The sequence below is a fragment of the Nocardia sp. NPDC047648 genome, from assembly GCF_040642815.1.
In the GTDB taxonomy this organism is placed as follows: Bacteria; Actinomycetota; Actinomycetes; order Mycobacteriales; family Mycobacteriaceae; genus Nocardia; species Nocardia gamkensis.
Window position 1 is genome coordinate 29019 of record NZ_JBEYSX010000002.1, and the last position, 26494, is coordinate 55512.

Consider the following 26494-nt stretch of genomic DNA (forward strand, 5'->3'; position numbering starts at 1 on the left):
GTGCGAGATCCGCGCGCGGGTCTCGCACGCACGGTGGATGCGCGGCCCGCCGGTCGCAGCGGGATCGTACGTTGATATTTGCCGAATAATTGCTTTATAGGTCGAATAATCGAGATTATCGGCGTTGATAGCATTTGAGCAGCAATTTCATGTGCGATTGAGAACATGCTCGACGAATGCCAGATGCGTCCCGGTGGGGTGATGGACACTCGTTTCATGTACCGGCTCCTGCGATGCCTGGTTCCACTTCTCGCGGTGTGCGCCGCCTTCGTCCCGGCCACGACCGCCGCCGCCGATCCCGGCGCGAGCATTCTCGACGTGCGCCCGCTGGGTGGGCGGGAGTTCGAAGTCGTCGTCCACTCCGCGGCGATGGATCGCCCCATCACGCTGTGGATGTCGCATCCGGGTTCCGGCGCTCCCGCGCTGTACCTGCTGAACGCCGTGGACGGGGGCGAGGACGGGGGTCCGTGGACCCGGCGCACCGACATCGCGGCGTTCTTCGCGGACAAACCGGTCAACGTGATCGTGCCGTTGAGCGGGCGCGCCAGCTATTACACCGATTGGCTGCGCGATGACCCTGTGCTCGGCCGCAACATGTGGACGACGTTCCTGACCAGGGAACTGCCGCCGCTGCTCGGGGCCAGGTTCGGGATGAACGGCCGCAACGCCGTCGCGGGACTTTCCATGTCGGCGACTTCCGCGTTGGATCTCGCGATCGGTGCGCCCGGCCTGTATCAAGCCGTCGGCGCCTACAGTGGGTGTCCACGCACCAGCGATCCGATGGGCCAGGCGATCGTCCGATCGCAACTGGGAGTGTTCGGCGCGGACCCGGCCAATATGTGGGGTCCGCCCGGCGATCCGGCCTGGGCCGAACACGACCCCATGGTGCAGGCCGAGCGGCTGCGCGGTGTGGCGCTCTACATCTCGGCGAGCACCGGCGCACCGGGATCGCACGAGACGCTCAGCGATCCCGGCATCGACGGCAACCCCTTCCGGCTGATGGATCGGTTGCTGGTGGGCGGAGGCATGGAGACGGTGATCAACGGTTGCACCCGGGCGTTCGTGGACCGGCTGAGCGCTCTCGGCATCCCCTTCACGGCGAATCTCCGCCCCGCGGGCACGCATGCCTGGACCTATTGGCAGGACGACGTGCACGAGTCCTGGCCGCTGTTCGCGGGTGCGCTGGGCGTCTGATCGGGACCACCCGGCGGCCGGGCCCGGATCGGCCCGGTAGGCGCGAGTTCGCTACGGATTCCAGGGGTCGAGTCCGCCCTCGGGATCCAGGTGGTCGAGGTTGGCGACGCGTCTGGCCGATCGCATCAAGGCTTCCCGGTTGATGTCGTTCGGATTCTCGTAGTAAGTCCGGGCCGCCTGCTGGTGCAAGGTCGCGACTCGGTGCCCGATCGCCCATCGGGTGTCACGCCCCGCGCCGTCCCACTCGTCCGGCGTGATCGCCGCCCGCAGCGCCCGGTCCGAATGCCAATTCTGCTCGACCCGCTGCACGAATCCGTGATCGATGGCGGCGCCGGGGGCCGGTGCGTTGCTGTGCCGGACGAAACTGTCCGCCGCGATGACCGCCTGGGCGGCGAAGGCGTCGTGCGCCTCGTGGTCGACATGGTTGTCCACCGCCCAGGCCGCCGCGATCGCCTTCTGCAACGGTGCGAAGCTGTACGGATTCTGCGATGCCGTCGATTCCTGGACGGAGTACGCCGTGAACGCGTGGGTCACCCGCTCGTGGGTGGCGCCGGAGGAGAGCAGCACGGCATGGATCCGTGAATCGGGAACCTTGTTGTCCCGAAGCACCTTCAAGGCACGGGATACGCCCAGCTGGGTGCGCATGCCGCCCATCGGCGCGGCCGCGTCGACCGCGACAGCGCGCCAGTTCGTGCGGGCCAGCTGGTGCTCGATGTATCCCTCTTCGCGGCTGGTCAGGATTCTCCTGGTGGAGCGTTCGATCCTCCTTCGTGTGCTCGACAGCGGGTTCAACGGATTGACCCGTCCGCCGGCGAGCCATGCCGTCACCGGCGAGGAGTTGATGGCGTTGAGCGTGGTGAGGGTGCTCACCAAACCCATTCCGGGCGCCGACTTTCCAGCGCCGCCACCCCCACCACCCATGCCGAGGGCGGTGCCGCTGCCGCCGCTCGCGGACTTGCCCTGACCCTGGATCGCGAGGCCGAACCGGTTGGCGATCCAGTCGTTGCCGCGGCTGAGGCCGCTGCTGAGGCGTTTGAGCTGGAACACGGCGACGATCTCGACGGTGCCGGCGATGATGATCACCGCCATGACCTGGCCGCGGGCCTGCGCGAACAGGTTGCCCATGAAGAGGATGTAGACCCCGAGAAAGATGGTGTACGCCGTCATGCGCGCCGCCGCGACGAAGCTGTCCACGATATTGCGAACCAGGAAGGTCTGCGTCGGGCCGTACACGAATCCGCCTGCGGCGAAACCGAATATCGACATGAACCCGTGATAGATCGTGTCGAGCGCGGCCTTGATCACCTTGAGTCCGAGGTACATCGCGAAGACCAGCAGGATGCCGCCGCAGGTCAGCAGCATGAGCCCGGTGGCGACCTGCCCCATGGATGGGTTCTCGGCCTTCGCGTGCGCGGCGGAGTCGCCGCACGACTTCAAGCCGCTGATCACCCGGGCGTCGTCGCCTGCCGCCACACCGGCCGACCAGGCCGACCGGCAGGCGGGCCGCTGGTCGACCGTGTGGCCGAAATTCCACACCTGCAACGGCTGCCGGGCGAAATTGTCGGCCAGATCGCTCTGCATCGTCGCCACCAGCTGGGTCGGATTCGGATCGGCGTCGCCGTTCAAGCCCGCCGCCACCGAGATGCCGAGATCGCGGCCCTGCGCCAGCAACCCGTGCGAGGACAGCACGTCCGCCAAGGGCTCGGCCAGGAACAACGGACCCAGCAGCGCCACGCCCACCATCGTCACCACCTGCATGGTGGCCTTCGCGTGGTAGCCGCGCGCGATGAACCACCCGACGCAGACCGCGCCGATGCTCGCCGCGGTGACCAGCATGATCGGGGTCGCGATCTGTGCCGTCATGGCGTCGGCCACGCCGTGCAGGGCCGCACTGAACATGTCCAGCCACCGGAAGCTCAACGCGTAGCCGATCAGCCAGATGGCCGTCGTCACGATGGCTATGTAACCGATGAACTCGAAACCCAATACGGCCCACAGGATGGTGGCGCGCGGCTTGAACAAGCTTTCGTCGCCGGTCGCGAATCGGTAGTCCGACAGCGCGATACCCGACGAGTCGTGGATGTTCATCCAGCTGAGACCGTCGATCTGGGAGGTTCCGGCCGTGCCGCCCGCCGCGTCCTGTGCTGCGGCCAGCGCGCCGACGAAGCCGGGGAAGACGAAGAGCGCGAAGATGATCAGGGCGATCCAGACGGCCCGGCGCCGCCAAAGCCCTTTTTCGAGACGCGGCCACCGGCTCGGCACCCCGCCGCGCAGTGCGCGCCCCGCTGTGCGGAACGTGTCCGGGAACGGAATCGGATGCCGCCTCGATGACCTACGGCGGACAGCGCGTGATCGCACCGCTGGGGGGCAGATGTGCACGGAAGAGTCCTTCGTCCCGTCTGTGGGGGCGCAGCCGATTGCGAGAAGTCGAACGGATTGCGCGCCGAGGCCGATGACGATGCGTGGCCCCGTCTCACGCCTGTATTACAGACAGGTACGGAAACATCCGCTTGAACGTCCAATGACAACCAGGCGGCTCGGGAGTGTACGTACGTACTCCGGCCGTATACCTAGAGGTCCGATCAAAATGACTGTGGTGCAGTAATTTTCAGTTTCGGCCACGGCCCTGGGACGCATGCCGTGTCATCGATGTGCTCGGCCGCTCACGCCGCCCCGAGGCCCCGGAGACGACACGCGGGCGTTCTCGACCGGCGGAACGCGGACTTGTCGGACACCGGGTGAACAATGCCGCTATGGCATACGACGAGGAGCTGGCCGAGCGGATCCGGGAACTGATCGTGCCCGGCCCCGAACTCACCGAGCGGAAGATGTTCGGCGGACTCGCCTTCTTGATCAGTGGCAATATGGCGGTCGCCGCCAGCGGGCAGGGCGGTCTGCTCGTGCGGGTGGATCCCGAGGAGGGCGAGCGGCTCCTGGATGACGCCGTGCAGCCCATGGTCATGGGCGGTCGCGAGATGGTCGGCTGGTTGCGGGTCACCGCCACCGACGACGACGAAGTCCTGCGGGAATGGGTCGAGCGCGGCGTCGCCTACGCCCGGACCCTCCCGCCGAAGAAGAAATAGAACCGGCCCGGCTCAGGGCCGGACCTGCCGCCGGAACAGCACACGGTCGAACTCGCGGCCGTACTCGTCGACCGCGACCACATCCATCTCGCTGGCGAACACGCCGGGCCGGACGTCGACGCGCAGGAACGAGTAATTCCGGAAGCGGACCCGTGACCATGGCGCGGCTTCGTCCTGCTTGCCGCCGCCCGGCGTCCAGACGTAGCTGTTCGGCACCCCGGTGTCGGGCAATTCGTTGCCGCGGAAGGTCTCTCGTGAGCCCGGCTGGAATTCGTAGCGCGGGCGACCGCCGCCGCCCACGGTGTAGTAGACGGTCCCGTCGGTCTCCGGGTAGACGATCGAGTTGTCGCCCGCGACCTTCGTCGCCTGGCCGCCGCGGATCGGGTCGGTGCGCTCGTAGACGTGATTGTGGCCTTGCAACACCAGATCCACCTGGAATCGGTCGAACAGTCCTACCCACGCGTCCCGCACGCCGCCGTCGCTGGCGTGCGATTCGGTGGTCGAGTACGCGCAATGGTGGAAGAAGCAGACGATGAAGTCGATGTCGGCGTCGGCGCGGTAGGCGGCCAGGGTGCGCTCCACCCAGCTCGTCTGCGCGCCACCGGAGTAGCCGCTGTTCGCGCGGATCTCGTAGGAGACTTCGTTGGCGTCCAGCGAGAGCACCGCGACGTTGCCGTAGGTGAACGAGTACGCCGACGGGCAGCCCGCCGGACCGTTGCCGGGGAAGTCCAGGCGCGCCAGGTGCCCGCCGTAGCCGTGCTCGCCGTAGGTGCCTTCCATGTCGTGATTGCCGGTGGCGAACATCCACGGCGTCTGCGCGGCGCTGGACTCGATGGCGTTGAAGTAGACGTCCCAGACGTAGGGGTTGTACTTGTCGAACCCGCTGGCCGGTCGCGCTCCGTGCGCGGCGAACTGTCCCGGCTTGCCCGCGCCGGAAGGATCGGCGTAGGCGATGTCGCCCGCGAGGATGTGGAAATCGGGCCGCGCGGCGGCGATCTGGCGCAACACGTTGCTCGCATGCGGCACGGCCGGATCGTTGTCGGCCTTGTAGTACTTGTCGTCGTAGTCGCCGGGAGCGACGCCTTCGGGCAGCGCAGGGGTCTCGTCGGTGCCCTGGTCGCCCATCATGGTGAAGCGGAACGGAAGGACCGCGGGGCGTGCGCTGGGCATCGCGGGCGCGGCGGCGCGGATGTCGCCGACGAACCCGTCGGAGGTCCGCCAGCGGTAGAAGTGCGGCACCCGGCCGGGCAGGCCGTCCACCGGGGCGTGGACGTAGAACTGTTCGGCCGCGAGCACGCCGCCGTCGTCGGTGGGCAGTTGGGTGAGCAGATTGCGCACTTCGGCTTCGACCGTGCCGCCCAACGCAGGCGTCGGTCCGTGGTCGAGGTACACCGTGGCGCCCGCCGGACGCCGGGACAGCTGCGCCGCGAAACGCAACTGGCCGGCCGCCTCCGGGCCGAAAGCGACGCGTCGTCCACCCACCGCCAGCTGGGCGTCCTCGGCGTAGGCGCGCCTGCCGAACGGCGTCGTGCCGATCGTGGCCACGGCGGCGGCCGCCGCGGCGCCGCGCAGGATATTGCGCCGGGACACCGGATGACGGCGCAGGTAGGCACGGTGCCATTCGTGCTGCTCGGCCATGGTCATGTGAGCGGCGAGATGGCCGGGGATTCCGGTGTCGGGAACGTCGCCTGCTGGATTCAGCGGTGTGGACGGCATACCGCAGATGCTGTACCGGCCGGGCGCGCGGAGCAACTCGACACCGCACCGCAGGCGGGAATACCTCGCGAACGACCGGCTTCGGCGGGTGCGAAACAGGCATATGCCGGAAAAGAACTGCGCGGGCCGGGCATTCGTGGAGCGTGGCGCGGTCGGCTCGGTCTACGCCGGTGGCTGGTCCGGCGGGTGCGGCGACCGATCCCGGTCGGTGGGGAGATCGGGGGAGAACGGGGAGACGAGCGAATCGCTCCACGCGAAGCTCTGCGCGCCCGGTCGCGCGCGCCCGGCGGCAGCCGCCGATGGTTCGTTGTTCCCGGTCAGCCTCAGGACGGTCCGCTCCAGCGCGGGCAGGATCTCGGTGATGTCGAGATCGGCGTTCGCGAAGCGGCCGATCAGCGCGTAGGTCATATGGGTCAGCACGAGCGCGATGTCCGCTACGTAGTCGGGCTCGGCGTCGGCGAAAAGGACTGCGATAGCGGGCAGCACGGCGTCGAAGCCTTGAGCGTCCAGTCGTCGGCCGCCGGGGCCGAATCGTGCGCGATAGTAGGCTTCGAGCATCCGGGGATTTCGTTCCCAGGGTTCGAATACATACCGCAACAACCGGATCAGGCCCTCGCGAAGCGTCTCGCCTTCGATCTGCGGCGCCGGGGTGGCGTAGGTATTGGTCGCCATCCATCGCTCGACCGCGGCGAGCATCAGATCGTCACGGGTGGCGTACCGCTTGTAGACCGTGGCGAGAGAGACGTGCGCGTTCCGCGCGACCGCCCGCAACTGGACCGCGTCGTAGCCGTCCGACTCGAGCATCGACAACACCGCGTCGATGATCTTCGCCGCCGAATCCTCTTCGTCTGTCCGGGCCACGTACGTACGGTAATCCAGGGATCTTGTCGTGGATACTCGCCACGACAGCGGCGTCGCTCGGCAGGATTCCGATTCTCCCGCATCGTCACCGAACGGGGCTCCGGTGCGGCACCCCCGTGACTAGGCTGCGGGGATGACGCTCTTTCTCCGCGTCGCCGTGGTGCCGGTGGCGCTCGCCGCCGCCCTGGTGAGTGCGGCACCTGCCGACGCGACGCCCGGTAGCGACATCACCGCCGTCACCCTCGGTGAGGCCCGGATCCCCGCCGGGCTCCTACCGTTCGTCGCGGGCACCGATCTGGTCGTCCGCGAGATCACGATCGGCCCCGGCGGCTCCACCGGCTGGCATTATCACGTCGGCCCGGTCTTCGGCTTCGTCCGATCCGGAACGCTCACCCACCCCGGTCCCGAATGTGACGCACCGGTCTATCGCACGGGCGAGTTCATCTACGAGCCCGCGGGCGAATGGAACGTCCACGTCGGTCTGAACCGCGGCAGCGAACCGCTGGTCCTCGACGTCGTCTACGCCCCACCGACAGGCGAGCCATTGTTCATCGACGCACCCGCCCCGCCCTGCGCGTAGCGTCCTCGGCACCGGTCGAAGGTGCCGACACTCCGAGCGTAGTGGTCTCGGCGGCTCTTGGATAAGCGGTTGTCTCGGGTTCAGCAGTCGTGTGCACGACGATGCGCCCGTGTCCGAGTTCGTGAAGTTTCGGCGCGTGCGGGATCGATCGAACATGATCCGGCCGCGCTGGGCTCCGGTCGGCGTGTGCGAACTCGGATGACGCGGACCGTGTAGCAAGCTGTGCGGTGATCGTCCGCGGCGGGCGATCTGCGGTGCGTCGACTTCCGGATGGAGCCCAGACATGTCGATGATTCCTGCTGAATTGAAATACACCGATGCGCACATGTGGGCACGGCTGGAGCGCGATGGCACGCTGGCGGTTGGACTCACCGACCATGCGCAACAGAACTTGGGCACGATCCTGTTCGTCACCACGCCGGGCGTCGGCACGTTCGTCGGGACCGGCGAGGCCGTCGGCGCCGTGGAGGCGGTCTCGGCCATCGCCGAGATGTACAGCCCGGCGCGCGGCGTAGTCGTCCAGGTCAATCCGGCGATCGTCGATGACCCCGAGCAGGTGAACAACGACCCGTACGCGGCCTGGCTGTTCAAGATCAGGCGGGCGGAAGGCGTCTCGGATGACGAGCTGCTCGATGCCGACGCCTACCGCCGGTTGCTCGAGGATCTCGGCGCGTGAGCGGGGAACGCCGCCGCGCCCGCAGGCGAGAAATCAGTGGTCCGGGTCGCGGTCGGGCACTGTTTCGCGACGTGCACCCCGGCCGCGCCAACTGCGGTAGCCGCGATGGGCGGCGAAAGCTCCGATGATCGCGGTGACGCACCATACCGCGATCGCGGTGTAGGCCAGAGGGGCCGAGAGGTCACCGATCGATGCGCCGAGCGCGGTGTAGACGAAGGCCCGCGGCGCCGATCCGATCAACGCGCCGACGGCCATCTGCCACAACGGAATTCCGAAAGCGCCGAAGACATACGACGCCAGGGCGTCGGAGATACCCGGGACGAAGCGCTGACCGACGACGGCCCACATGCCACGCCGTTCGATCTGGGCGTCGATGCGCTGGGCGCGCTCGGCGCCGAGCAAGCCGCGCGCGCTCTCGCGGCCGGCCCGCCGCCCGAGGAAGCTCGTGATGGTCGCCGTGCCCACCGCCGAACCCAGCGTTACGAACGTCCCGACCAGCGGCCCGAACAGCAGACCACTCCCGGCTGCCAGCAGCGGCCCGGGAACGAAGACGGCGCCGAGCACAGCCGACACCACCAGGTAGGCGAACGGCGCCGCAGCCCCGGTCGCCGCGACCATGCCGCGCACCCCCTCGACGTCGATCACCCGCGCGACGGCGACGAGATAGAACATCACCGCCAGGCCGGCGGCGAACAGCGCGAGCCGTGCGATGTGCAGCCGCCGGCTGCCGGGAGAGAGCTGATCGTCGCCGGTCATGGTGCGTCCAATCCTGCCGCACGCCCGACCGCACCTCGATTCGTGGTTGCCGAGAAGGCTCTCCAGCATGTTCCGCTGGACTCGAATCAGGGTGGGTCGCGGGGGAGGAGGGTGCCGAGGGGGCCGAGGTCGATGTTGAGGTCTTCGGGGGTCAGGCCGAAGTGGTCGCGCAGTTCGTCCATGCGTTGTTCGAGCAGCATGAGGGTGGTGCCGATGCGTTCGATCTGGGTGTCGGTGAGGTCGCCGGCGTCGACTCGGCGGAGTGCTTGGCGCTCCATGAGTTGGCGGAGGAGTTCCACCAGGGTGAGGACGAGGCTGACCAGTCCGCGTTCGACGGATTCGGGTTCGGTGTCGATGCGCGGGGGGATGCCGCCGAATTCAGTCATCGGGCGGTTCCAGCGCGCCGTGCGTCGCGGGCCCGAGTGACGTGGACAGGGTGCTGATCGAGGAGATGAGGGCGCGCAGCGAGATCTGGACCAGGTCGACGTCCGCGATAGCGAGCCTGATGTCGCCGGTGATCACCACGCCGCCTGCCAGCACCCGATCCAGCAGGTCGACCAGCGCGACGCGGCGCTCGTCGACATCGTGGCCCGCCCTGCTCATGCCGGCTCTCGTTCCACGCCCGCGAACGAGTACGGCGGCCAGGGGCCGGTGAGTTCGAGCCGGATGCCGGGGAATTCGTCGCCGAGCGCGGTGACGGTAGCGGCGAAGTCGTCGGCGTGCTCGTCGTCCACGAGATAGGTGCCGTTGAGCACCATCCAATCCCGGCGGCCACTCAGTGTCGGATCGGTCAAGGCCTGCCGTCGACCCGCCGCGGCGCGGCGGACCAAGCGCGTGTGAATTTCCTCGGCCCGCTGCGCCGCGTCGCGTTCCACGGTTTCCTGCGCGGACAGTTGCGCGCGGCGCCGGGCCAGATACGCCGCGCCCGCGCCTTTCCCGCTGCCTTCGCTCGCACGGGCCTCGGCCACGGCGGCGGTCAGGGCGGCCCGGTCACCATAGGCCTTCACGCCCCACTCGGTGCGCCCGCTCACCAGCGCGAGCGCCGCGGCGAAGTCCGTTCGCCGCTCGTCGAGCAGGTCGCGCACCCGGTCGTCGTCGAGGAACACGGTGGCCAGCCGGAGCGGGACGGTCGGACCGCGGCGCACCGAGGCCGACACGACGGCGTCATGTGCCCGGGCCGTCCCCTCCAGCCAATCGAGATCCTCCAGCTGACCGCGCAGCGGCTCCTCCCCGAACACCTCCAGCGGCACGGAGCCGACGAGGGCCGCCAGATCGCCGGAGACCACCGTGCGCACCGGCTCACCCGCGACGCCGGTCAACTCGCCGAGGTCCTCCGAGCCGCCCCGGCTGGACGTCACCGCGTACAGCCAGACTCCGAGACCCTCGCTCACGACCGATCTTCCCTCGGCTCGCGGCGGTGTTCGATCGGTCGGCGTTGTTCGCCGGCGGCCTCCAGTTCGGCGATCCGGTCGCGGAGCTCACGGTTCTCCAGTTCGAGATCGTGATCCTGCCGTTCCAAGGTGTGGGCCTTGCTGTTGAGCCAGGGGTCGGTCTCCCACCAGTCGATGCCGACCGACTTGGCCGTCTCCAAGGACGCGATCACCAAGCGCAGCTTGATCGTGAGCAGTTCGATGTCGAGCAGGTTGACCTGGATGTCGCCCGCGATCACCAAGCCCTTGTCGAGCACCCGCTCGAGAATATCGGCGAGGTTCGTCGAATGCCCCCCGCCGCCGAAGGGCTGCGGTGCGGACGAACCGCCGCCGACCACCGTCATCGCCGCTCCCTTCCGATATCGGTGCTGCCCCGGGCGTAGCGCCGCGTTCTGCGGTAGGCCACCAGGTTCCCGTCGAGATCGACCTCCACCTCGTAGAGCGCGAGAATGTCCGCCGACGAGGGGATACGGCGGTCCTCGAGCACTTCGATCTCCACCTGCCAGCCGTCCTCGGTCGGTTCCAGCGAGGTGACGCCCTGCACCTGTTTCGAGGTCAGTTCCACGAAGAGTTCCACCGCCACCGCGACGGCCTGTGCCGTGGTGAGGGGCGGTGGCTCGTCGGAAGCCGAGTGCACGTCCTCGGAGTCTGCGGAGGTGGTCTTGCGTGCCACGCGAGTCACTCCTTCCGGTCGATCGCGATCACGCCCGCCGACCGGTCATACGGTCCAGGACCGCCTGCTGCGCTTGTTTTCGCTCCTCTTCGGACAGTTGACCGGCTGCGGCGGCCGCGTCGATCTCCTCGAGTTCCCGCCGCATCAAGGCGGGATCGTGCATTTTCTGGTCCACCTGGTCCTGGATCAATTCCCCCAACCAGATCACTCCGCGCACCGGGGCGACGGGCAACGACAAGATCGACGTGACCACACCGAACAACATGCGTTACTCCTCGGGTGCGCGCTTCGTCACGAAGTCGTAGGCGGCCATCGGACCGAGGAAGTTCAGTTCCACGCGGCCGTCCCACTCCTCGCCGAGCCTGCGCAGTGCTTCCTCCAGTTCCTGTTGCCGGGCCAGCTCGACCAGCACCGCGATGTGGACGGCCTCTTCCTCATGGGACGGGTCGCGCTGGTTGACCAGTGGCTCGAACTGCTCGATTTCGGAGACCACCCTGCGGGTGTCCTCGGCGCGCTTGGCCTCGATGGCCTGATTGATCAGCTCGCCCAAAGCGATCCGGGCGTTGCGCGTGGCGTCCTCGGGTTTGTCGCGGATCTCGTCGCGCAGCTGGGCGGCCCGGTCATTCTCGTCGAGCAGTTCCCGCAGGATGGTGTTCTCCACGTACCGCCCTCGGATCACGAACTGCGCACGGCCCTCGAGTTGCTCCAGCGCGGAACGGAATTCGTTCTCGTTCGCCTCGAGCAATTCGTTCTCCACCGCCTCCGTGTCGGTCATGACCGCGCCGAACCGCAGCGGAAGGACCGGGGCGACCGCGGCGGACCCGTCCAGCAACTCGGCGTGGGCGGTGAGGTCGTCGGGCGTGCCCAGCGGTCGATCGGATTCGAGTGTGCTGATCAGCGCGGCGATCTCGCCGTGCCGCACCACACCGACCTTGCCCGGGGGATCCCCGACACCGGTGGCGTTCGACTCGGGTTCCACATCGGCGGGCACGATGCCGTAGACATACACGGCGGCTCGAGCGGTAGTCATCAATCCTCCTTGCGTCTGGGCCTGTTCGCCGTCTGGCGCTTCTCCTGCACGTCGCCGAGAAAGTCCATGACCTTCTCGCCCGCCGCCTCGAGCGCGCCGCTCGTCTTGTGCTTCGCCAAGCCCTGGGTGCCCTCGCCGACGAGGTCGGTCAGCCCCTTCGGTTGGGTGGAGATCTCCAGCCGGTTGACGGCCTCGGCGAAACGCAGATACGTGTCGACGCTGGCCACCACGACGCGGGCGTCGATGGTCACCAGCTCGATGCCGACCAGCGACACGCGCGCGAACGCGTCGATGACCAGGCCTTTGTCGAGAATCGTGTCGATCACGTCGGCCAGGCTGGAGGAATTCGGGCGCGCCATCGTGCCCGCTCCGCCACCGCCGCCGCCTCCTGCGGGTTCGATGGTCATGCGTTTGCTCCTCGCTTCTCGCGCGACCGGCGGGTCACTGTGGTGCGGCGACGGCGGGCGGCCGGTCGACGGCGGGGCGACTCGGATTCGCCCTCCTCGTCTTCGTCGCGCTCGTCGGCGTCTCGCTCGTCGGTCTCGTCTGTTTCTTCTTCGTCCGGCTCCTCGTCCGGTTCCTCGTCCGCGGAGCTCTCCTCGTCCGCGCGGTCTTCTTCGGTGTTCTCCTCTTCTTCTCGTCGTGCGGTCTCGTCGTCCTTGACGACCTTGCTTTCACGGATCTCGCCGTGCCAGCCGACGATGTCGTCGGGGTGCAGCACGGACTCTGTCATGACGTGGCGTTGGAAGTGCTTGAGTTCCAGGCGGCACCGGCGACCGGCCGCGCGCCACATATTGGCGGTCTTCTCGAACAGTCCCTGGGGGTGGTACTCCAGCACCACGAGGATGCGGGTGTAACCCGGCGTGAGCTCGTGGAAGGTGACCGCGCCGTCGATGTAGCCTTTGTGGCCCTTGGACCGCCAGACGATCCGCTCGAAGGGCACCTGCTCGAGAATCGTGGATTCCCAGGTGCGCCGGGACCAGAACACTTTGCCGGTCCAGCTGAGCTTCTCGTCGGCCATCTGCTCGACTTGCTCGAGCTTCTTGGTGAACTTCGGGAAGTCCGCGAACTGGGTCCACTGGTCGTAGGCGAGGTCGATCGGGACGCCCACGTCGATGTGCTCGACGATATTGGTCAGCTTGATCTTCTTGCCGCCACCCTTGCCCTTGCCGCCGGTCAAAGACTCCTTCGCCGTCTCGAACCCTTCACGCAGCGTGTGGCCGAGCTTGCTCTTGCCCATGCTCATGGCCGCCTGGAACGGCGAGGCGCCTCCGGCCAGCTTCTCCACGCCGGTCAGCGCCGACAGCAGGTTTCCTCCGCCGCCTTCGGCGTAATCGGTCAGTCGGCCCGCCGTCTTCGAGACCTGGTTCGTGAGCCCGGACGCCGCACGCTGGGCCAGGGTTCCGGCAAGGTTCTGCATCGATTCCTGTAGGAGACCGGTCGGCGAGGTCTGTGGGCCCTTCTTCTTAGCGCTCGAACCCGCTCCGGTCGCGGCTTTGGTAGCCCGGCTCGCCGTGTCGGCCAGTTTGCCGACCCCGGCCGTCGCGTCGCGCAGAGTTTTCGCCATCGAACTCACCTCCTCGTGCGTCGCACGGGCGCTTCACCGGCATCGGCGCGACTGCGGCGCGCCCGGGTCCCGGTCGGTTTGCGATCCCCGGAGTCGGACGAACGGTCCGCGGCCCGAGAGCCGGCTCCCCGCCCGGCGCCGGCGGCCGACCTGCGAGTACGCGTCCGCGCGGCGGGCCGCTCGGTGTCCTCGCCCTCGTCCTCGGGCTGGTCGGAGTCCTCTTCGTCTTCCTCGTACTCGTCCTCGGGACCCTCGTCCTCGGATGCTTGCTCGTCGTCCTCGGATGCTTGCTCGTCGTCCTCGGATGGTTCCTCGTCGTACTCGGACGATTCCTCGTCGTAGTCGTCCTCGTCGGCATCCGTCTCCCGCGAGCCGCGCCGATCCCCGCTCGCCAGGAGCGTCGAACCTTGCTGCAACCGGTCGTTCAGCGCATCGATACGGTTGCTGGCGGCGGTCACCGCGGCGGACCGCGCGGCGCCGAGCAACTCGCCGCGAACGGTGTCGGTGATCTTGGCCAACTCCGGCGACGATTTGAGCAACGATGTCCCACGCTCGAGCAGGTCTCCTGGCGTTCCCCCGGATCGCCGGGCCATGGCGGCGCCCGCCAGCGACAACGCGAAGCGCATCTTGCGCGTGCGGCCCAGGAAGTACCCGATGCCCACCCCTAACGCGATTCTTCCTCCACCTTTCATTTCTCACTCCTAGCTCGCCTCGACTGCCACCGCTCCGGCGAAGCCGGGGCGCCGAGACTGGACGTCCCCCAGAAGTGGGGTAGACCACATTGCGGCGGCCAAACCTCAGCGTATGCCTGGTTACCTAACCGGTCGATGGGTTCTGCCTGCGAAAAGCGGGGAAGTACCGAGCTACGGCAGCGCTTTCAGCGATCGTCTGGCGGGGAGTGGCCTACATTCGCGGAAAAAAATTTCGGAGAAATTCGCGAACTATGTCGAAGGCGGCGGAGCGGTTCCGACCAGAAGGTGACAGCAGATCACGCCACAGCACAGGAGCACATCATGTCCGTCAACACCTTCTTCTGGTTCGACAACGCCGCCGAGGAAGCCGGCGCCTTCTACGCCTCGGTGATCCCGAACTCGCGGGTGGTCGACATCTCCCGCAACTCCGATGGTTCGGCCTTCATCGTCGCGCTGAACCTGGACGGTCAAGCGGTCACGCTGATGAACGGCGGCCCGGACCACCCGTTGACCGATGCCGCGTCGCTGCAGGTGGTCGTGGACACCCAGGACGAGATCGACCGCCTGTGGGAAGCCCTCACCGCGGACGGCGGCGAGCCCGGCCCGTGCGGCTGGCTCCAGGACCGCTACGGCCTGTCCTGGCAGGTGACGCCCTCGGCGCTGCCGAAGCTGATGGGCGGCGACGATCCCGCCAAGACCATCGCCGTCGGCACCGCCCTGCGGTCGATGTCCAAGCTCGACGTGAAGGTGCTGCAGAACGCCTACGACAACGCCTGACCCCGCGGGGATCCGCACCGCACGGACAACCGGGCGAATTGCGCCCCACGCCCGGCAATGCGGACGACCCCGCCCGGACGCCATTGTCCGGGCGGGGTCGTCTTGCGCGGCGTCTCTAGCGCCAGCGTTCGGGGGTCACGGGCGCGTCCCACGCCCGGGCGTAACGGCGCTTGTCGGGAGCGTCGTATTCCTTGCTGCGGTAGATCACATACGGCCGCATCAAGTAGCCGACGGGCGCGCTGAACATGTGCACCAGCCGGGTGTAGGGCCACAGCCCGATCAGCGCGAGCACGACCAAACCGTGCAGCTGGAAGGTCCACGGCGTGTCCACCATGAGCTCGGGCTCAGGGGCGAGCGTGAACAGGCTGCGGAACCAGGGCGAGACGGTCTCGCGGTAGTTGTAGGTGCCCCACAGCAGATTGCTGCCCCACGTGTTGAGCAGGCCGGTGATCAGCGCGGCGGCCAGCAGCGTGTACATCAGCTTGTCGTTGCCCGTCGTCGCCTTGCGGACGGCGGGCACCGTGAAACGCCGGTAGAGCAGGATGCCGACGCCGGCCAGCACGGCGAGACCGGCCACCGACCCCGCGCCGACCGCGATCACGTGGTACAGGTGCTCGGAGACCCCGACCGCGTCGGTCCACGACTCCGGGATCAGCACGCCGAGCACGTGACCGCCGAACACCCCGAGCATGCCGAAGTGGAACAGCGGGCTGCCCAGGCGCAGCAGGCGGCTCTCGTAGATCTGTGATGAGCGAGTGGTCCAGCCGAACTGGTCGTTGCGGTAGCGCCACAGGTGGCCGAGCACGAACGAGGTGAACGCGATGTACGGCAGGATCAGCCACAGGGCGATCGGCAGGTTCGGCGTTGCGTTCATCGTCGGCCTTCCGATCCGTCGAACAGGGAGGGGTCCATCGCGAAGGGTTCCAATCCGACTTCCTCTTCGGGCGGCCCCTGGGCGGCGAGTTCGGCGATGCGCCTGCGGTCGGCGGTGGTCGGCGGCGGCAGCGTGGCCCCGATCGCCGCGAGCACTCCGGCATAGGGGGAGCCGTTGTCCGACAGCGAAAGCCGCAGCAGCTCCAGCACCGGAACGTGCTCGCCGAGCAGCCGTTCGCCGCCGATCGGATCGACGGTGGCGGCGAACTCCAGCAGCACGGGCAGGTGGTCGGGCAGCTCTTCGTCACCGAGTTCGACACCGGCGTGCCGGTAGGCGTGCTTGAACCGCAGCAGCGCCATCCCGCGCTTGCGGGTGTCGCCGTAGGCGTAGAAGGTCAGGTGCAGGCTGGCGCGACGGCGCATGTCGAAGGTCGCGACGTAGTCCGCGGCGAGTTCCAGCGGCGGAGTCGTCCGCAGGTGGTCGAGGCATTCGTCCAGGTGGGCGCGCACTTCGTCCGGTAGGGCGGCCGCGGCCGTCGCCAACTGGTCGACCATGGACAGCGTCTGCTCGCCTGGATAGTCCAGCAGCAGCGCGGCGATCCGCCACACCAGCTGACGGTCGCGCTGGGCCAGTTCGACCACCGGTTCCGGGCGGCGCCGCAGCTTCAGCAGGCTCATCGCCCCGCTCCGGTCGGAGTCGAGGCCGGATCACCGGTGGCCGCGTTGCTCGCGCCGCCGTCGGCGTTCCCGTTGCTCGCGCCGTCGGCGTGCCCGTTGCCGGAGCCGTTGGTGTGGCCGTTCGCGTGCCCGTTGCCGTTGGCAGCGCCGTTGCTCGGCAGCAAACCGTCGGTGCTCTTCCCGTCCCAGTTCAGCAGATTGATCCGGGACGACTTCTCCTGCGGCGCGGCGTCGTTGGAGTCGGTGAGGTGGAACTTCTCCACCATCTGGTCGAACGCCGTCATGCCCGGTCCGCCGTCGGTGTCCAGGCTGCATCCGGTGGCGAGCGAATCCAATTCGTGCGCGCGGGCTCCCGCGCCGGTCGGGATGACATAGCGATGCTCGTACTTGGCGATGGCCAGCAGCCGGTACATCGCCTCGATCTCTTCCGGCTCCAACCGCACCGACGGCGCGATCGAGGGATCGGGCTCCTCCCCGAGGTTCACCGACCGCATGAACGAACGCATCGCCGCCAGGCGCTGCAACGACGCGCGCACCGGGCCCACGTCACCCGCGGTGAACAGCTCGGCCAGGTACTCCACCGGAATGCGCAGCGCGTCGATGGCGCCGAACAGGTTCGACGCGTTCTCGCCGTCGTGCCCGGTCTCGGTGAGCACGTCCACCACCGGCGACAGCGGCGGCACGTACCAGACCATCGGCATGGTGCGGTACTCCGGATGCAGCGGCAGCGCGATCTGGTAGTCCACGATCAGCTTGTAGACCGGCGAATCCTGCGCGGCCTGAATCCATTCCGGCGAGATTCCGGCGCGCTCGGCCTCGGCGATCACGCGCGGATCATGGGGATTGAGGAACACACCGAGCTGGGACGGGTAGAGATCGGCGTCCTCGGTGACCGAGGCGGCCTCCAGCACGGCGTCGGCGTCGTAGAGCATCACGCCGATGTAGCGCAATCGCCCGACGCAGGTCTCCGAGCACACCGTCGGGATGCCGACCTCAACGCGCGGGTAGCAGAAGGTGCACTTCTCCGCCTTGCCCGTCTTGTGGTTGAAGTAGATCTTCTTGTACGGGCAGCCGGACACGCACTGCCGCCAGCCGCGGCACTTGTCCTGGTCCACCAGCACGATGCCGTCCTCGGCGCGCTTGTAGATCGCGCCGGAGGGGCACGACGCCGCGCACGACGGATTGAGGCAGTGCTCGCAGATCCGCGGCAGGTAGAACATGAAGGTCTCTTCGAACTCCAGTTTCACCTGGTCGGACAGCTTCGCCAGCAGCGGGTCCTTGCCGACCTGCTCGGGACCAGAGCCGAGGTCGTCGTCCCAGTTGGCGCCCCAGGTGACCTTCGTGTCCTCGCCGGTGATCAGCGATTTGGGCCGCGCCACCGGCGTCGTGTCGATCGGCGGCGACGACAGCAGGTTGTCGTAGTCGTAGCTCCACGGCTCGTAGTAGTCCTCGACCGTGGGCAGATCCGGGTTGGCGAAGATGTTCAGCAGCCGCTTCAGCCGGGAGCCGGACTTCAGGGTGAGCTTGCCGCGCTTGTTCAGCGTCCAGCCGCCCTTCCACTTCTCCTGATCCTGGTACTGCCGCGGATAGCCCTGTCCGGGCCGCGTCTCCACGTTGTTGAACCAGACGTATTCGGTGCCGCCGCGATTGGTCCAGGCCTGCTTGCAGGTGACCGAGCAGGTGTGGCAGCCGATGCACTTGTCCAGGTTCATCACCATGGCCAGCTGTGCCATGACTCGCATGTCAGTACCGCTTTCCTGCGTCGGTGGGTGCGTGGTGGGCCGTCATGCCGCCGTCACCCATGTCAGTACCGTCTTGTTGCGTCGGTGGGTGCGTGTGGGCCCAGATGCCGCGCTCACCCATGTCAGTACCGCCTTGTTGCGTCGGTGGGTGCGTGTGAGCACACCTGCCGCCCTCACCCATGTCAGTACTCGACTTCCTGCGACCGTTTGCGGATCGTCGTGACCTCGTCGCGCTGATTTCCGGTGGGGCCGTGGTAGTTCAGCGCGAAGGACTGCTGCGCGTAGCCGCCGATGAGATGGGAGGGCTTGATCATGATGCGGGTGAGTGCGTTGTGGATACCGCCGCGCTTGCCCCGGCCCTTGGTGTCCTCGCCGATGCCCTCGATGCGCGGCACGTCCACCGCGCGGTCCTGGGCGTGGTACATGAACACGGTGCCCTCGGGCATCCGGTGGCTGACGATGGCGCGGGCCACCACGATGCCGTTGCGGTTGATCGCCTCGATCCAGTCGTTGTCGGCCACACCGATCTTCGCCGCGTCGCGATCGGACATCCAGATCGTCTGCCCGCCGCGCGAGAGCGTCAGCATGTGCAGGTTGTCCTGGTAGGCGGAGTGGATCGACCACTTCGAGTGCGGGGTGAGGTAGCGCACGGTGACGCCCTTGTCGCCCACGTCGCCGATCGAGGGCTCGTGGAACAGGGCGGTCATGTCCAGCGGCGGGCGGAAGATCGGCAGCTGCTCGCCGAGCTCGATCATCCAGTCGTGATCGAGGTAGAAGTGCTGGCGCCCACTGAGCGTGTGCCAGGGCTTGAGCCGCTCGGTGTTGATGGTGAACGGCGAGTAGCGGCGTCCGCCGGTCTCGCTGCCCGACCACTCCGGCGAGGTGATCACCGGGACCGGGCGGGCCTGGGTGTCGGCGAAGGTGATCCGCTTGCCCTCGTGCTCCGCGGCCAGGTCGGCCAGCTTGGTGCCGGTGCGGCGTTCCAGCGCGTGGAAACCCTCGACGGCCAGACGCCCGTTCGTGGTGCCCGACAACGCGAGGATCGCCTCGGCCGCGTGGGTGTCTTTGGCCAGCGACGGGCGGCCCTGCGCCACACCGGAGACAACCGTGCCGTTCACCCCGGCGAGGTACTCGACCTCCTGATCGGGATAGGTGGTGACACCCTTGGTGGTGACGCCCAGCGTGTCGATCAGCGGCCCGAGCGCGGCCATCTTCTCCGCCAGCTTCGGGTAGTCGCGTTCGACCACGACCAGTTTCGGCATGGTCTTGCCCGGAATCGGTTCGCACTCACCGGCTTTCCAGTCCAGCACGCGACCGCCGGCCTGGGCCGTCGCGTCCGGCGAGTCGTGCTGCAACGGCACCGCGACGATGTCCTTGCGCTTGCCGAGATGCTTCTCGGCCATCCAGGAGAACCCGCGGGCGATCCGGTGGAAGGCGTCGAAGTCGGTCTTGGCCTCCCAGGGCGGCGAGATGGCCGGGGAGAAGGCGTGCACGAACGGGTGCATGTCGGTGGAGGACAGATCGTGCTTCTCGTACCAGGTGGCGGCGGGCAGCACGATGTCGGAGAACAGCGTGGTGCTGGTCATCCGGAAGTCCAGCGACAGCAGCAGATCCAGCTTGCCGGTGGCCGCGGTCTCCCGCCAGGTCAGCTCCTGCGGCCGCACGCCGGTGGCGTCGGTGGTCTGCAGATTGGAGTCGGCGCCGAGCAGATGACGCTGGAAGTACTCGTTGCCCTTGCCCGAGGAGCCGAGCAGGTTCGCCCGCCACACGGTCAGGCACCGCGGGAAGTTCTCCGGCGCGTCCGGGTCTTCGCAGGCGAACCGCAGGTCGCCGGACTTCAGCCCGTCCACCACGTGCTCGGGAGCGGTCTTGCCCGCGGCCTCGGCCTCGTCCACCAGGTCGAGCGGGTTGCGGTCGAAGGTCGGATAGCTGGGCATCCAGCCCAGCCGGGTGGCGAGGGCGATGTTGTCGGCGGCGGTGCGGCCGGCGAACTTGCCCGTGCCCAGGGGTGAGGCGAACGGCTCGGCGGTGAACGGGTCGTAGCGCCATTGGTCGTTGGTCAGATACCAGAACACCGTGCCCTGCATCTGCCGTGGCGGGCGCTGCCAGTCCAGGCCGAAGGCCAGGGTGGACCAGCCGGTCACCGGGCGGCACTTCTCCTGTCCGACGTAATGCGCCCAGCCGCCGCCGTTCACGCCCTGGCATCCGGTCAGCAGGGTCAGGGTGAAGAACGCGCGGTAGATCTGGTCGGAGTGGAACCAATGGTTGGTGCCCGCGCCCATCAGGATCATCGAGCGGCCGCCGGAACGCTCGGCGTTGTCGGCGAACTCGCGCGCGATGCGCTGGGCCTGCACGGCGGGCACTCCGGTGATGGCTTCCTGCCAGGCCGGGGTGTATGGCTCGTCCGCGTCGTCGTAGCCGCTGGGCCAGGTGCCGGGCAGACCGTCGCGGCCGACGCCGTATTGGGCGAGCAACAGGTCGAAGACCGTGGTGACGCGCCTGCCCGCGACGGTCGTGGTCGGCACGCCGCGGGTGAGCACGCCGGGAGTGTCGCTGTCGAAGCGGGGAATCTGTACAGCCGCAGCGTCGTCGGTGCGGCCGTACAGACTCAGGAGGGGATCGACGTCCCCGAGATCGAGGTTCCAGCGTCCGGCTCCCTCGTCGCCGAAACGATGGCCGAGCGAGCCGTTCGGCACCACCGGCTGCGCCCGCGCGTCCAGCAGCACCGTCTGGAACTGCACGCCCTCGCCGGTGCGGCCCAGGTCGGCGGCGGTGAGGAACTTGCCGGGGACGTAGGCCCCGTCGCGCTCGTCGAGGGTGATGAGGAACGGCAGGTCGGTGAAGCGCTTGATGTAGTCGAGGAAGCGCGGCGTGGTCTTCTCGACGAAGAACTCCTTCAGCACCACATGACCCATCGCCATGGCGAGGGCCGCGTCGGTGCCGGGGCGCGCGGGCACCCACTCGTCGGCGAACTTGGTGTTGTCGGCGTAGTCGGGGGAGACCACCACCACCTTCTGGCCCCGGTAGCGGGCCTCGGTCATGTAGTGCGCGTCCGGTGTCCGGGTGACCGGCACGTTCGAGCCCCACATGATGAGGTAACCGGCGTCGAACCAGTCCGCCGACTCGGGCACGTCGGTCTGGTCGCCGAACACCTGCGGCGAGGCCACCGGCAGGTCGGCGTACCAGTCGTAGAACGACAGCATGGAGCCGCCGAGCAGCGAGATGAACCGGGCGCCGACGGCGTGGCTGACCATGGACATGGCCGGAATCGGCGAGAACCCGGCCACCCGGTCCGGGCCGTACTGCTTGATCGTGTAGACGTGTGCGGCGGCGGCGATCTCGGCCGCCTCCCACCACTCGGAGCGCACGAATCCGCCCTTGCCCCGGGCGGCCTTGTAGCTGCGCGCCTTCTCCGGGTCTTCGACGACGTCGGCCCAGGCCAGCACCGGATCCTTGAGCCGGGACTTGGCTTCCCGGTACAGCTCGAGCAACGTGCCGCGCACGTAGGGGTAGCGCACCCGGGCGGGCGAGTAGGTGTACCAGGAGAACGACGCGCCACGGGGACAGCCGCGCGGCTCGTACTCCGGCTTGTCGGCGCCCACCGACGGGTAGTCGGTCTGCTGCGACTCCCAGGTGATCACACCGTCTTTCACGTAGATCTTCCACGAGCACGAGCCGGTGCAGTTCACGCCGTGCGTGGAGCGCACCACCTTGTCGTGGGACCAGCGATCGCGGTAGAACTCGTCGGCGCTGCGCCCGCCGACCTTGTGCAGCGTCCGCTGATCGGACGACACCTCGCCCCGGTGGAAGTACTTCCCCAGCCGCAAGAGCGCGTCCCCGGCGTCGGTGGCCGGGGCGGAGGGTGCGTGACCCTGGGTGCGGGAATTAACCACGACGTCCCCTTCGAGCTGTGCGATCGGGTGGATGTTCCGACTGTAAAGAGGCGCGCACGGCTGGCCAAACCTCTTTCTCACAGCCCATTCGAGAGCGTGGTGAGTTGTGAGATCGGCGCAACCTCCCGGTCACGGTAGTGCGCGGCTCCCCGGGGTGGTCCGGTGGGTCGACCAGGGCGAACCCGCTCTGAACTGGACGGAATCGGAGCGGAGGAGTTCACTCGGGCCCGCGTCGGTGATGCTTTGGAAACGGCTGGTTCTCCAGTGCTTTACATTTGTTAACACAAAGGAGCGGCTGTCCGAGGCGCCCCGCTTATCCGTTCCGGAGTGTTTCGGCCGAGGTTTCCTGACAGCGTATTGTAAGCACAATCACAATTCGCTGAGAATTCGCCCGACACTGCGAGAAATTGTCCTTCCGCGCGTGGTTCCAGGAATCGCCGTCCACGAATTCGTCTGGCGCCGAGCGGTCCACGCCGTCCCGATGGCTCGTCTGTTCACCATCGACCGGATGACACTGTCCTACGTGGTGACCCGGTGGCGGACGCGGAATCGGCCGCGCGATCGTGGCTCGACTGCTGGCTCTCGGCCACGCGGTGGTGGTCGAGCGCGACGCGGAGGCGCAGTCCTGGGCGGGCGGACGGGTCACCGTCTTCGCGGGTGACGCGCTCTCCACCGAGGGCGGCTTCGTCGACGGAGCGACCCTGCCCGTCGCCGGCGGCCGCTCGGTCCTGGCCGTCGATCCTGAATCTCGCTGAGACGCAGCCGATCACGCTTCGCATCGACCGGCCTGCGCGGTCGGCCGGTGCCGCGTCACCTGGAAGCTCCGGCGAGGCAGGGTACGAAAGCGGTTGCGGCGTGGGCGGATGAACGCGTCGGCCGCCGTCTCAGGCCGGGGCGGCGGGATCGATATCGGCGAACGTGTCGACCCAGCGGTGCGGCGGCCGAGGCGGATTGGGCTCGCCGGGCCGGGCGAGGCCGACGACGTGCCACCCCGCGGCGACAGCGGCATCGAGTTCGTCCGGATGATCGGACAGGAACAGGATGCGTTCGGCGGGGACGCCGATGGCTCCTGCGATCTTGTCGTAGGAGGACGACTCGCGCTTGCCGCCCGCCGTCGACAGATCGAAGTACCCGCTGATCAGCTCGGACAGGCTGCCGCCGCGCGCGAAGGCGAACCAATCCCGCTGATTGCGTACCGATCCCGAGGAGTAGACGTACAGCGCGAGCCCCGCGGCGTGCCACGCGACGAGCGCCGGTGGCACGTCCGGGAAGAACTCGCCGTGTAGCGCGCCGCTACGGAAGCCTTCCGCGCAGATCAGGCCCTGCGCGGTCTTCAATGGCTCGGCCTTGACGTCGGTGTCGAGCCACTCGCGCAGGATCGCGGCTACTTCCTCCGGCCCGGCGTCCGGGCGTCCGGCCAGCTCCCTGGTCGCGGCCAGCACGGGCGCGGCACCGGTGGAACTGTTCTCGGCCAGCCACCCTGGAAGTCGTTGCCGGGTATAGCCGTAGAGGTCTTCGCGCACCGACGCGGTGGGGCTGGTGGTGCCCTCGATGTCGACGACGACGGCGTCGATCACGGCGCGGTCAGCAGCTCGTCGAGGGTGGGGAAGCCCGCGCTGATCTTGTCGCCGGTGAAGTCGCCGACCCAGCCGTCCGCTTCCTCGAAGAAGCGGATGGCGATGAAATCGGGGCGCTCGCCCATATCGAACCAGTGCAGCGTGCCCGCGGGTACCGAGAGCAGGTCGCCGCCCTCGCACACCACCGCGAAGACCTCCTCGCCCAGGTGCAGATAGAAGCAGCCGCGTCCGGCGGCGAAGAAGCGCACCTCGTCCTCGGCGTGCCGGTGCTCGTCGAGGAACTTGCCGCGCGCGCCCGCGGCGATCTCCGGCCACTTCGGGTCGGCGTCGTCGGGGTGGATGCGGGCGATGTCGATGTGCTTGTAGCGCCCGGAGCCGTTCAGTTCCGCGACGTTCGTCGCGTAGTGCGCGAGCAGATCCTCGGAAGACACCGACGCGGCGTTCTCGATTACCGGCCAGCGGCCGAAGGTTACGCCGTGCTCGGCCAGTTCGGTGCCGATCACCTCGTCGTCGCTGGTGCGTACGCGCACGTCGGCCGCGTCGCCCGCGGCCATCACCTGCAGGAGGGTCATGTCAGTCCAATCTCGAGAAAGTCGTCGCGCGGGGCGAACGCGGCCGGACTGCCGGTGCGGGACACCAGCTCACACAATGCTTCCAGGCATTCGGCGCGATCGCGCGCCTGGCCGAGGTCATCGCCCCAGGCGGTGATGCCGTGACCGGCGATGACCAGGACGGGCAGCGCGCCGGGATGCTCGAGAAGGTAGCGTTCGATGTCCGCGCCGATGCGCGGCACCTCGGGCCAGTTCGGGAAGACCGGGATCTCCGCGACGGCCGGATCGCCGCCGCCGAGCCCCTTGATCAGCTCGTAGTCGGTGATCCGCAGCGTGGCGAGTGTGCCGGGGGACGCCGAGCGGGTGGCGAGTGCGGTGGCGAACGGCGGATGGATGTGCACGACCGCCTGGGCCGGGCGGGTCCGGTAGACGGCGGTGTGGATCGTCGTCTCGGCGGAGGGTTTGCGTCCGTGGTCTGCCACGGGCGCGGAGTCCGCTACCCGCACGGTGACCATGTCGCGCTCGGTGAGTTCGCCTTTGGACAACCCGCTTCCGGTGACCAGGGCGGTGGCGCCGGTGCGCACCGAGACGTTGCCCGCCGTGCCCGGCATCCAGCCGCGCCGGTAGAGCTCGCGAGCGATATCCGCGATGGCCGCGCCGTGCGACCGATCGGATCGGTGCACCACGCCGTGCTCGGTGACCACCGCGGTCACCATTTCGGCAGGCGTCACGTCGAAGGCCGGGTTGAAGACCTCGGTGTGCTCGGGAGCCGTTGCGACGCCACCGAATCCGGTCACCTCGGCGGCCGCGCGTTCCTCCACGACGATCTCCCGGCCGGTGGCCATCGACAGGTCGCGGGTCGACTCCGGGGCGACCACGACGAACGGGATGCCGTGGTGGCGGGCGGCGAGCGCGAGACCGTAGGTACCGATCTTGTTGGCGACGTCGCCGTTGGCGGTGACCCGGTCGGCGCCGACGAGCACGCAGTCGACCTGTCCGGTCGCCATCGCCCAGGCCGCGGCGGAATCGATGGTGAGCCGGTGCGGGATGCCCGCTTCGGCGAGTTCCCAGGTGGTCAGCCGCGCGCCCTGCAACAGCGGCCGGGTCTCGTCCACCAGCACCTGTTCGATCGCGCCGCGTTCGGCCAGCACCCGCAGCGTGCCGATGGCTGTGCCGAACGCGCTGGTCGCCAGCCGCCCGGTGTTGCAGTGGGTGAGCACCCGCAGCGGCCGGTCCGCACACAGGCGCTGCACCAGGTCGGCGGCGTGGGTGGCGGCGGCCCGGTTGACCCGGCCGTCCTCGGCGAGCATGTCGAGCGTCTCGGCGAGGACCGCGCCCGCGCCGTGGCCCACCTTCGTCCGAACCCGCCGCACCGCCCAGGCCAGATTCACCGCGGTCGGGCGAGCGGCGGCGATCCGGTCCGCCTCGGCTTGCGCGGCCGCCTCGTCCACCACGCCGTCCACGGTGTGCGCGGCGGTGGCGATGACGACGCCGAAAGCTCCCGCGATGCCGATGGCGGGCGCGCCGCGGATGGCCAGCGCCTTGATCGCGTCGATCACTTGGTCGACGGTGCTCAGCCGCAGTTCACGCACCTCGTGCGGCAGGCCGCGCTGGTCGATGGTGACGAGCGCGCCGTCGTCCCAGACCAGAGAGCTGTCGTCCATCAGGCGCATCCTTCTCGCGTCGAACCGTGTCGTGCCTGGTCAACGGTATCGGACGGGGGATGGCGGGCCGAAATCGCGTCAGGCGGCCGGGGTGCGCAGTTTCGTGGCGCGTTCGCGTGGGTCGTAGTCCGGCCCGACGCCCTCGATCAGCAGCAGGTCGCCGTCGATGTGATCGGCGCGCAGCGGCAGGATCTCCTGGTAGGCGGGCGAGTGGTACCACTCCCGCGCCTCGGTCATCCCGGGGAACTCGATCAGCACCATGCTGCCGGGCCAGTCGCCTTCCACGACTTCGGCCGGGGGCCCGTGGATGACGAAGCGGCCGCCGAACGGGTCCAAGGTGGCCTGGATGCGCTCCAGGTATTCGAGGATGTCGGGGTGGGCCCTGCGACTGCGGAGGTGGGCGAAGCCATAGGCGGACATGGCGTTTGGCCTTCCTTCGTTCGATCACGCCGGGGATGGCGTCGCACCGACGGTAGGTCCG

General features: G+C 68.3%; 28 protein-coding genes. 6 read left to right on the forward strand and 22 right to left on the reverse strand.

Translation table 11 applies throughout. From position 1 onward, the window contains the following. Positions 1-165 precede the first annotated feature (165 nt). Complete coding sequence (locus tag ABZ803_RS04485) at positions 166-1194, forward strand: alpha/beta hydrolase family protein (protein ID WP_357032801.1); 1029 nt, start codon at positions 166-168, stop codon at positions 1192-1194. Positions 1195-1245: 51 nt separating this feature from the next. Here ABZ803_RS04485 and ABZ803_RS04490 read toward each other — a convergent pair whose 3' ends face one another. Continuing rightward, positions 1246-3456, reverse strand: coding sequence for a hypothetical protein (locus ABZ803_RS04490; protein ID WP_357032804.1), 2211 nt, complete (start codon positions 3454-3456; stop codon positions 1246-1248). Positions 3457-3947: 491 nt separating this feature from the next. Between ABZ803_RS04490 and ABZ803_RS04495 the strand changes: the two genes are divergently transcribed. Next, positions 3948-4277, forward strand: a complete 330-nt coding sequence (locus ABZ803_RS04495) for a TfoX/Sxy family protein (protein WP_357032807.1) — start codon at positions 3948-3950, stop codon at positions 4275-4277. 12 nt (positions 4278-4289) lie between these two features. Here the strand turns inward: ABZ803_RS04495 and ABZ803_RS04500 are convergent, their stop codons facing one another. Both ABZ803_RS04500 and ABZ803_RS04505 read right to left on the reverse strand, forming a co-directional pair. Then, complete coding sequence (locus tag ABZ803_RS04500; protein WP_357032810.1) at positions 4290-5993, reverse strand: metallophosphoesterase; 1704 nt, start codon at positions 5991-5993, stop codon at positions 4290-4292. Positions 5994-6155: 162 nt separating this feature from the next. Continuing rightward, entirely contained in the window at positions 6156-6854 is a 699-nt protein-coding gene (locus ABZ803_RS04505; RefSeq protein ID WP_357032813.1) for a TetR family transcriptional regulator, read from the reverse strand. 133 nt (positions 6855-6987) lie between these two features. Between ABZ803_RS04505 and ABZ803_RS04510 the strand changes: the two genes are divergently transcribed. Both ABZ803_RS04510 and gcvH read left to right on the forward strand, forming a co-directional pair. Beyond that, complete coding sequence (locus tag ABZ803_RS04510; protein ID WP_357032816.1) at positions 6988-7434, forward strand: cupin domain-containing protein; 447 nt, start codon at positions 6988-6990, stop codon at positions 7432-7434. A gap of 283 nt (positions 7435-7717) precedes the next feature. Next, complete coding sequence (gcvH, locus tag ABZ803_RS04515; protein WP_357032819.1) at positions 7718-8110, forward strand: glycine cleavage system protein GcvH; 393 nt, start codon at positions 7718-7720, stop codon at positions 8108-8110. Between the two features lie 33 nt (positions 8111-8143). On the opposite strand, the gene ABZ803_RS04520 is transcribed toward gcvH, so the two are convergent. The 11 genes from ABZ803_RS04520 to ABZ803_RS04570 all read right to left on the reverse strand — a co-directional run bounded on the left by ABZ803_RS04520 (position 8144) and on the right by ABZ803_RS04570 (position 14258). Beyond that, entirely contained in the window at positions 8144-8866 is a 723-nt protein-coding gene (locus tag ABZ803_RS04520; RefSeq protein ID WP_357032822.1) for a TVP38/TMEM64 family protein, read from the reverse strand. Positions 8867-8952: 86 nt separating this feature from the next. Further along, entirely contained in the window at positions 8953-9252 is a 300-nt protein-coding gene (locus ABZ803_RS04525) for a gas vesicle protein K (RefSeq protein WP_062976204.1), read from the reverse strand. Then, positions 9245-9469 carry a gas vesicle protein gene (locus tag ABZ803_RS04530; RefSeq protein ID WP_357032825.1) on the reverse strand — a complete coding sequence of 75 codons (225 nt, stop codon included), beginning with the start codon at positions 9467-9469 and terminating at the stop codon, positions 9245-9247. The genes ABZ803_RS04525 and ABZ803_RS04530 overlap by 8 nt, the downstream gene beginning before the upstream one ends. Continuing rightward, positions 9466-10257 (reverse strand): GvpL/GvpF family gas vesicle protein, encoded by a 792-nt coding sequence (locus tag ABZ803_RS04535; protein ID WP_357032828.1) that lies wholly within the window; start codon positions 10255-10257, stop codon positions 9466-9468. The genes ABZ803_RS04530 and ABZ803_RS04535 overlap by 4 nt, the downstream gene beginning before the upstream one ends. Continuing rightward, complete coding sequence (gene gvpJ, locus ABZ803_RS04540) at positions 10254-10640, reverse strand: gas vesicle protein GvpJ (protein ID WP_357032831.1); 387 nt, start codon at positions 10638-10640, stop codon at positions 10254-10256. The genes ABZ803_RS04535 and gvpJ (ABZ803_RS04540) overlap by 4 nt, the downstream gene beginning before the upstream one ends. Beyond that, a complete protein-coding gene (gene gvpO / locus ABZ803_RS04545) occupies positions 10637-10969 on the reverse strand; it encodes a gas vesicle protein GvpO (protein WP_357032834.1) in 333 nt (110 codons plus the stop codon). Before gvpO ends, gvpJ (ABZ803_RS04540) begins: the two co-directional genes overlap by 4 nt. A 28-nt stretch (positions 10970-10997) precedes the next feature. After that, positions 10998-11234, reverse strand: a complete 237-nt coding sequence (locus ABZ803_RS04550) for a gas vesicle protein GvpG (protein WP_357032837.1) — start codon at positions 11232-11234, stop codon at positions 10998-11000. A 3-nt stretch (positions 11235-11237) separates the two neighbouring features. Then, entirely contained in the window at positions 11238-11999 is a 762-nt protein-coding gene (locus ABZ803_RS04555) for a GvpL/GvpF family gas vesicle protein (protein WP_357032840.1), read from the reverse strand. Continuing rightward, positions 11999-12406 carry a gas vesicle protein GvpJ gene (gene gvpJ / locus ABZ803_RS04560; RefSeq protein WP_174315509.1) on the reverse strand — a complete coding sequence of 136 codons (408 nt, stop codon included), beginning with the start codon at positions 12404-12406 and terminating at the stop codon, positions 11999-12001. The genes ABZ803_RS04555 and gvpJ (ABZ803_RS04560) overlap by 1 nt, the downstream gene beginning before the upstream one ends. Then, positions 12403-13566 carry an SRPBCC family protein gene (locus ABZ803_RS04565; protein WP_357032844.1) on the reverse strand — a complete coding sequence of 388 codons (1164 nt, stop codon included), beginning with the start codon at positions 13564-13566 and terminating at the stop codon, positions 12403-12405. The genes gvpJ (ABZ803_RS04560) and ABZ803_RS04565 overlap by 4 nt, the downstream gene beginning before the upstream one ends. Before the next feature lie 5 nt (positions 13567-13571). After that, a complete protein-coding gene (locus ABZ803_RS04570) occupies positions 13572-14258 on the reverse strand; it encodes a hypothetical protein (protein ID WP_357032847.1) in 687 nt (228 codons plus the stop codon). A 321-nt stretch (positions 14259-14579) separates the two neighbouring features. Between ABZ803_RS04570 and ABZ803_RS04575 the strand changes: the two genes are divergently transcribed. Further along, a complete protein-coding gene (locus ABZ803_RS04575; RefSeq protein WP_357032849.1) occupies positions 14580-15035 on the forward strand; it encodes a VOC family protein in 456 nt (151 codons plus the stop codon). Between the two features lie 115 nt (positions 15036-15150). On the opposite strand, the gene narI is transcribed toward ABZ803_RS04575, so the two are convergent. The 4 genes from narI to ABZ803_RS04595 form a co-directional block, all read right to left on the reverse strand. Further along, complete coding sequence (gene narI, locus ABZ803_RS04580) at positions 15151-15909, reverse strand: respiratory nitrate reductase subunit gamma (protein WP_357032852.1); 759 nt, start codon at positions 15907-15909, stop codon at positions 15151-15153. Next, positions 15906-16586 (reverse strand): nitrate reductase molybdenum cofactor assembly chaperone, encoded by a 681-nt coding sequence (gene narJ / locus ABZ803_RS04585; protein WP_357032855.1) that lies wholly within the window; start codon positions 16584-16586, stop codon positions 15906-15908. The genes narI and narJ overlap by 4 nt, the downstream gene beginning before the upstream one ends. Continuing rightward, positions 16583-18319 carry a nitrate reductase subunit beta gene (gene narH / locus ABZ803_RS04590; protein WP_357032858.1) on the reverse strand — a complete coding sequence of 579 codons (1737 nt, stop codon included), beginning with the start codon at positions 18317-18319 and terminating at the stop codon, positions 16583-16585. The genes narJ and narH overlap by 4 nt, the downstream gene beginning before the upstream one ends. A 191-nt stretch (positions 18320-18510) precedes the next feature. After that, positions 18511-22221 carry a nitrate reductase subunit alpha gene (locus ABZ803_RS04595; RefSeq protein WP_357032861.1) on the reverse strand — a complete coding sequence of 1237 codons (3711 nt, stop codon included), beginning with the start codon at positions 22219-22221 and terminating at the stop codon, positions 18511-18513. A gap of 563 nt (positions 22222-22784) precedes the next feature. Between ABZ803_RS04595 and ABZ803_RS04600 the strand changes: the two genes are divergently transcribed. Continuing rightward, positions 22785-22976 (forward strand): hypothetical protein, encoded by a 192-nt coding sequence (locus ABZ803_RS04600; protein ID WP_357032863.1) that lies wholly within the window; start codon positions 22785-22787, stop codon positions 22974-22976. Positions 22977-23105: 129 nt separating this feature from the next. Here ABZ803_RS04600 and mtnC read toward each other — a convergent pair whose 3' ends face one another. From mtnC to ABZ803_RS04620, 4 genes are all read right to left on the reverse strand, one after another. Continuing rightward, positions 23106-23798 carry an acireductone synthase gene (gene mtnC / locus ABZ803_RS04605; protein ID WP_357032866.1) on the reverse strand — a complete coding sequence of 231 codons (693 nt, stop codon included), beginning with the start codon at positions 23796-23798 and terminating at the stop codon, positions 23106-23108. Beyond that, complete coding sequence (locus ABZ803_RS04610) at positions 23795-24370, reverse strand: cupin (protein ID WP_357032869.1); 576 nt, start codon at positions 24368-24370, stop codon at positions 23795-23797. The genes mtnC and ABZ803_RS04610 overlap by 4 nt, the downstream gene beginning before the upstream one ends. Beyond that, positions 24367-26013, reverse strand: a complete 1647-nt coding sequence (gene mtnA / locus ABZ803_RS04615; RefSeq protein ID WP_357032872.1) for an S-methyl-5-thioribose-1-phosphate isomerase — start codon at positions 26011-26013, stop codon at positions 24367-24369. The genes ABZ803_RS04610 and mtnA overlap by 4 nt, the downstream gene beginning before the upstream one ends. A 78-nt stretch (positions 26014-26091) precedes the next feature. Continuing rightward, on the reverse strand, positions 26092-26433 hold the full coding sequence (locus ABZ803_RS04620; protein WP_357032875.1) for a DUF1330 domain-containing protein: 342 nt from the start codon (positions 26431-26433) through the stop codon (positions 26092-26094). Positions 26434-26494: the final 61 nt, after the last annotated feature.

Coding starts and splice junctions, on each gene's coding strand:
- gvpJ (WP_357032831.1), bottom strand. CDS start 10,640: ATGACGGTGGTCGGCGGCGGTTCGTCCGCACCGCAGCCCTTCGGCGGC.
- narI (WP_357032852.1), bottom strand. CDS start 15,909: ATGAACGCAACGCCGAACCTGCCGATCGCCCTGTGGCTGATCCTGCCG.
- ABZ803_RS04570 (WP_357032847.1), bottom strand. CDS start 14,258: ATGAAAGGTGGAGGAAGAATCGCGTTAGGGGTGGGCATCGGGTACTTC.
- gvpJ (WP_174315509.1), bottom strand. CDS start 12,406: ATGACCATCGAACCCGCAGGAGGCGGCGGCGGTGGCGGAGCGGGCACG.
- ABZ803_RS04610 (WP_357032869.1), bottom strand. CDS start 24,370: ATGACCCTCCTGCAGGTGATGGCCGCGGGCGACGCGGCCGACGTGCGC.
- ABZ803_RS04550 (WP_357032837.1), bottom strand. CDS start 11,234: ATGTTGTTCGGTGTGGTCACGTCGATCTTGTCGTTGCCCGTCGCCCCG.
- ABZ803_RS04485 (WP_357032801.1), top strand. CDS start 166: ATGCTCGACGAATGCCAGATGCGTCCCGGTGGGGTGATGGACACTCGT.
- ABZ803_RS04520 (WP_357032822.1), bottom strand. CDS start 8,866: ATGACCGGCGACGATCAGCTCTCTCCCGGCAGCCGGCGGCTGCACATC.
- ABZ803_RS04575 (WP_357032849.1), top strand. CDS start 14,580: ATGTCCGTCAACACCTTCTTCTGGTTCGACAACGCCGCCGAGGAAGCC.
- ABZ803_RS04510 (WP_357032816.1), top strand. CDS start 6,988: ATGACGCTCTTTCTCCGCGTCGCCGTGGTGCCGGTGGCGCTCGCCGCC.
- gcvH (WP_357032819.1), top strand. CDS start 7,718: ATGTCGATGATTCCTGCTGAATTGAAATACACCGATGCGCACATGTGG.
- narH (WP_357032858.1), bottom strand. CDS start 18,319: ATGGCACAGCTGGCCATGGTGATGAACCTGGACAAGTGCATCGGCTGC.
- ABZ803_RS04565 (WP_357032844.1), bottom strand. CDS start 13,566: ATGGCGAAAACTCTGCGCGACGCGACGGCCGGGGTCGGCAAACTGGCC.
- ABZ803_RS04495 (WP_357032807.1), top strand. CDS start 3,948: ATGGCATACGACGAGGAGCTGGCCGAGCGGATCCGGGAACTGATCGTG.
- ABZ803_RS04500 (WP_357032810.1), bottom strand. CDS start 5,993: ATGCCGTCCACACCGCTGAATCCAGCAGGCGACGTTCCCGACACCGGA.
- ABZ803_RS04525 (WP_062976204.1), bottom strand. CDS start 9,252: ATGACTGAATTCGGCGGCATCCCCCCGCGCATCGACACCGAACCCGAA.
- ABZ803_RS04530 (WP_357032825.1), bottom strand. CDS start 9,469: ATGAGCAGGGCGGGCCACGATGTCGACGAGCGCCGCGTCGCGCTGGTC.
- mtnA (WP_357032872.1), bottom strand. CDS start 26,013: ATGGACGACAGCTCTCTGGTCTGGGACGACGGCGCGCTCGTCACCATC.
- ABZ803_RS04555 (WP_357032840.1), bottom strand. CDS start 11,999: ATGACTACCGCTCGAGCCGCCGTGTATGTCTACGGCATCGTGCCCGCC.
- narJ (WP_357032855.1), bottom strand. CDS start 16,586: ATGAGCCTGCTGAAGCTGCGGCGCCGCCCGGAACCGGTGGTCGAACTG.
- ABZ803_RS04620 (WP_357032875.1), bottom strand. CDS start 26,433: ATGTCCGCCTATGGCTTCGCCCACCTCCGCAGTCGCAGGGCCCACCCC.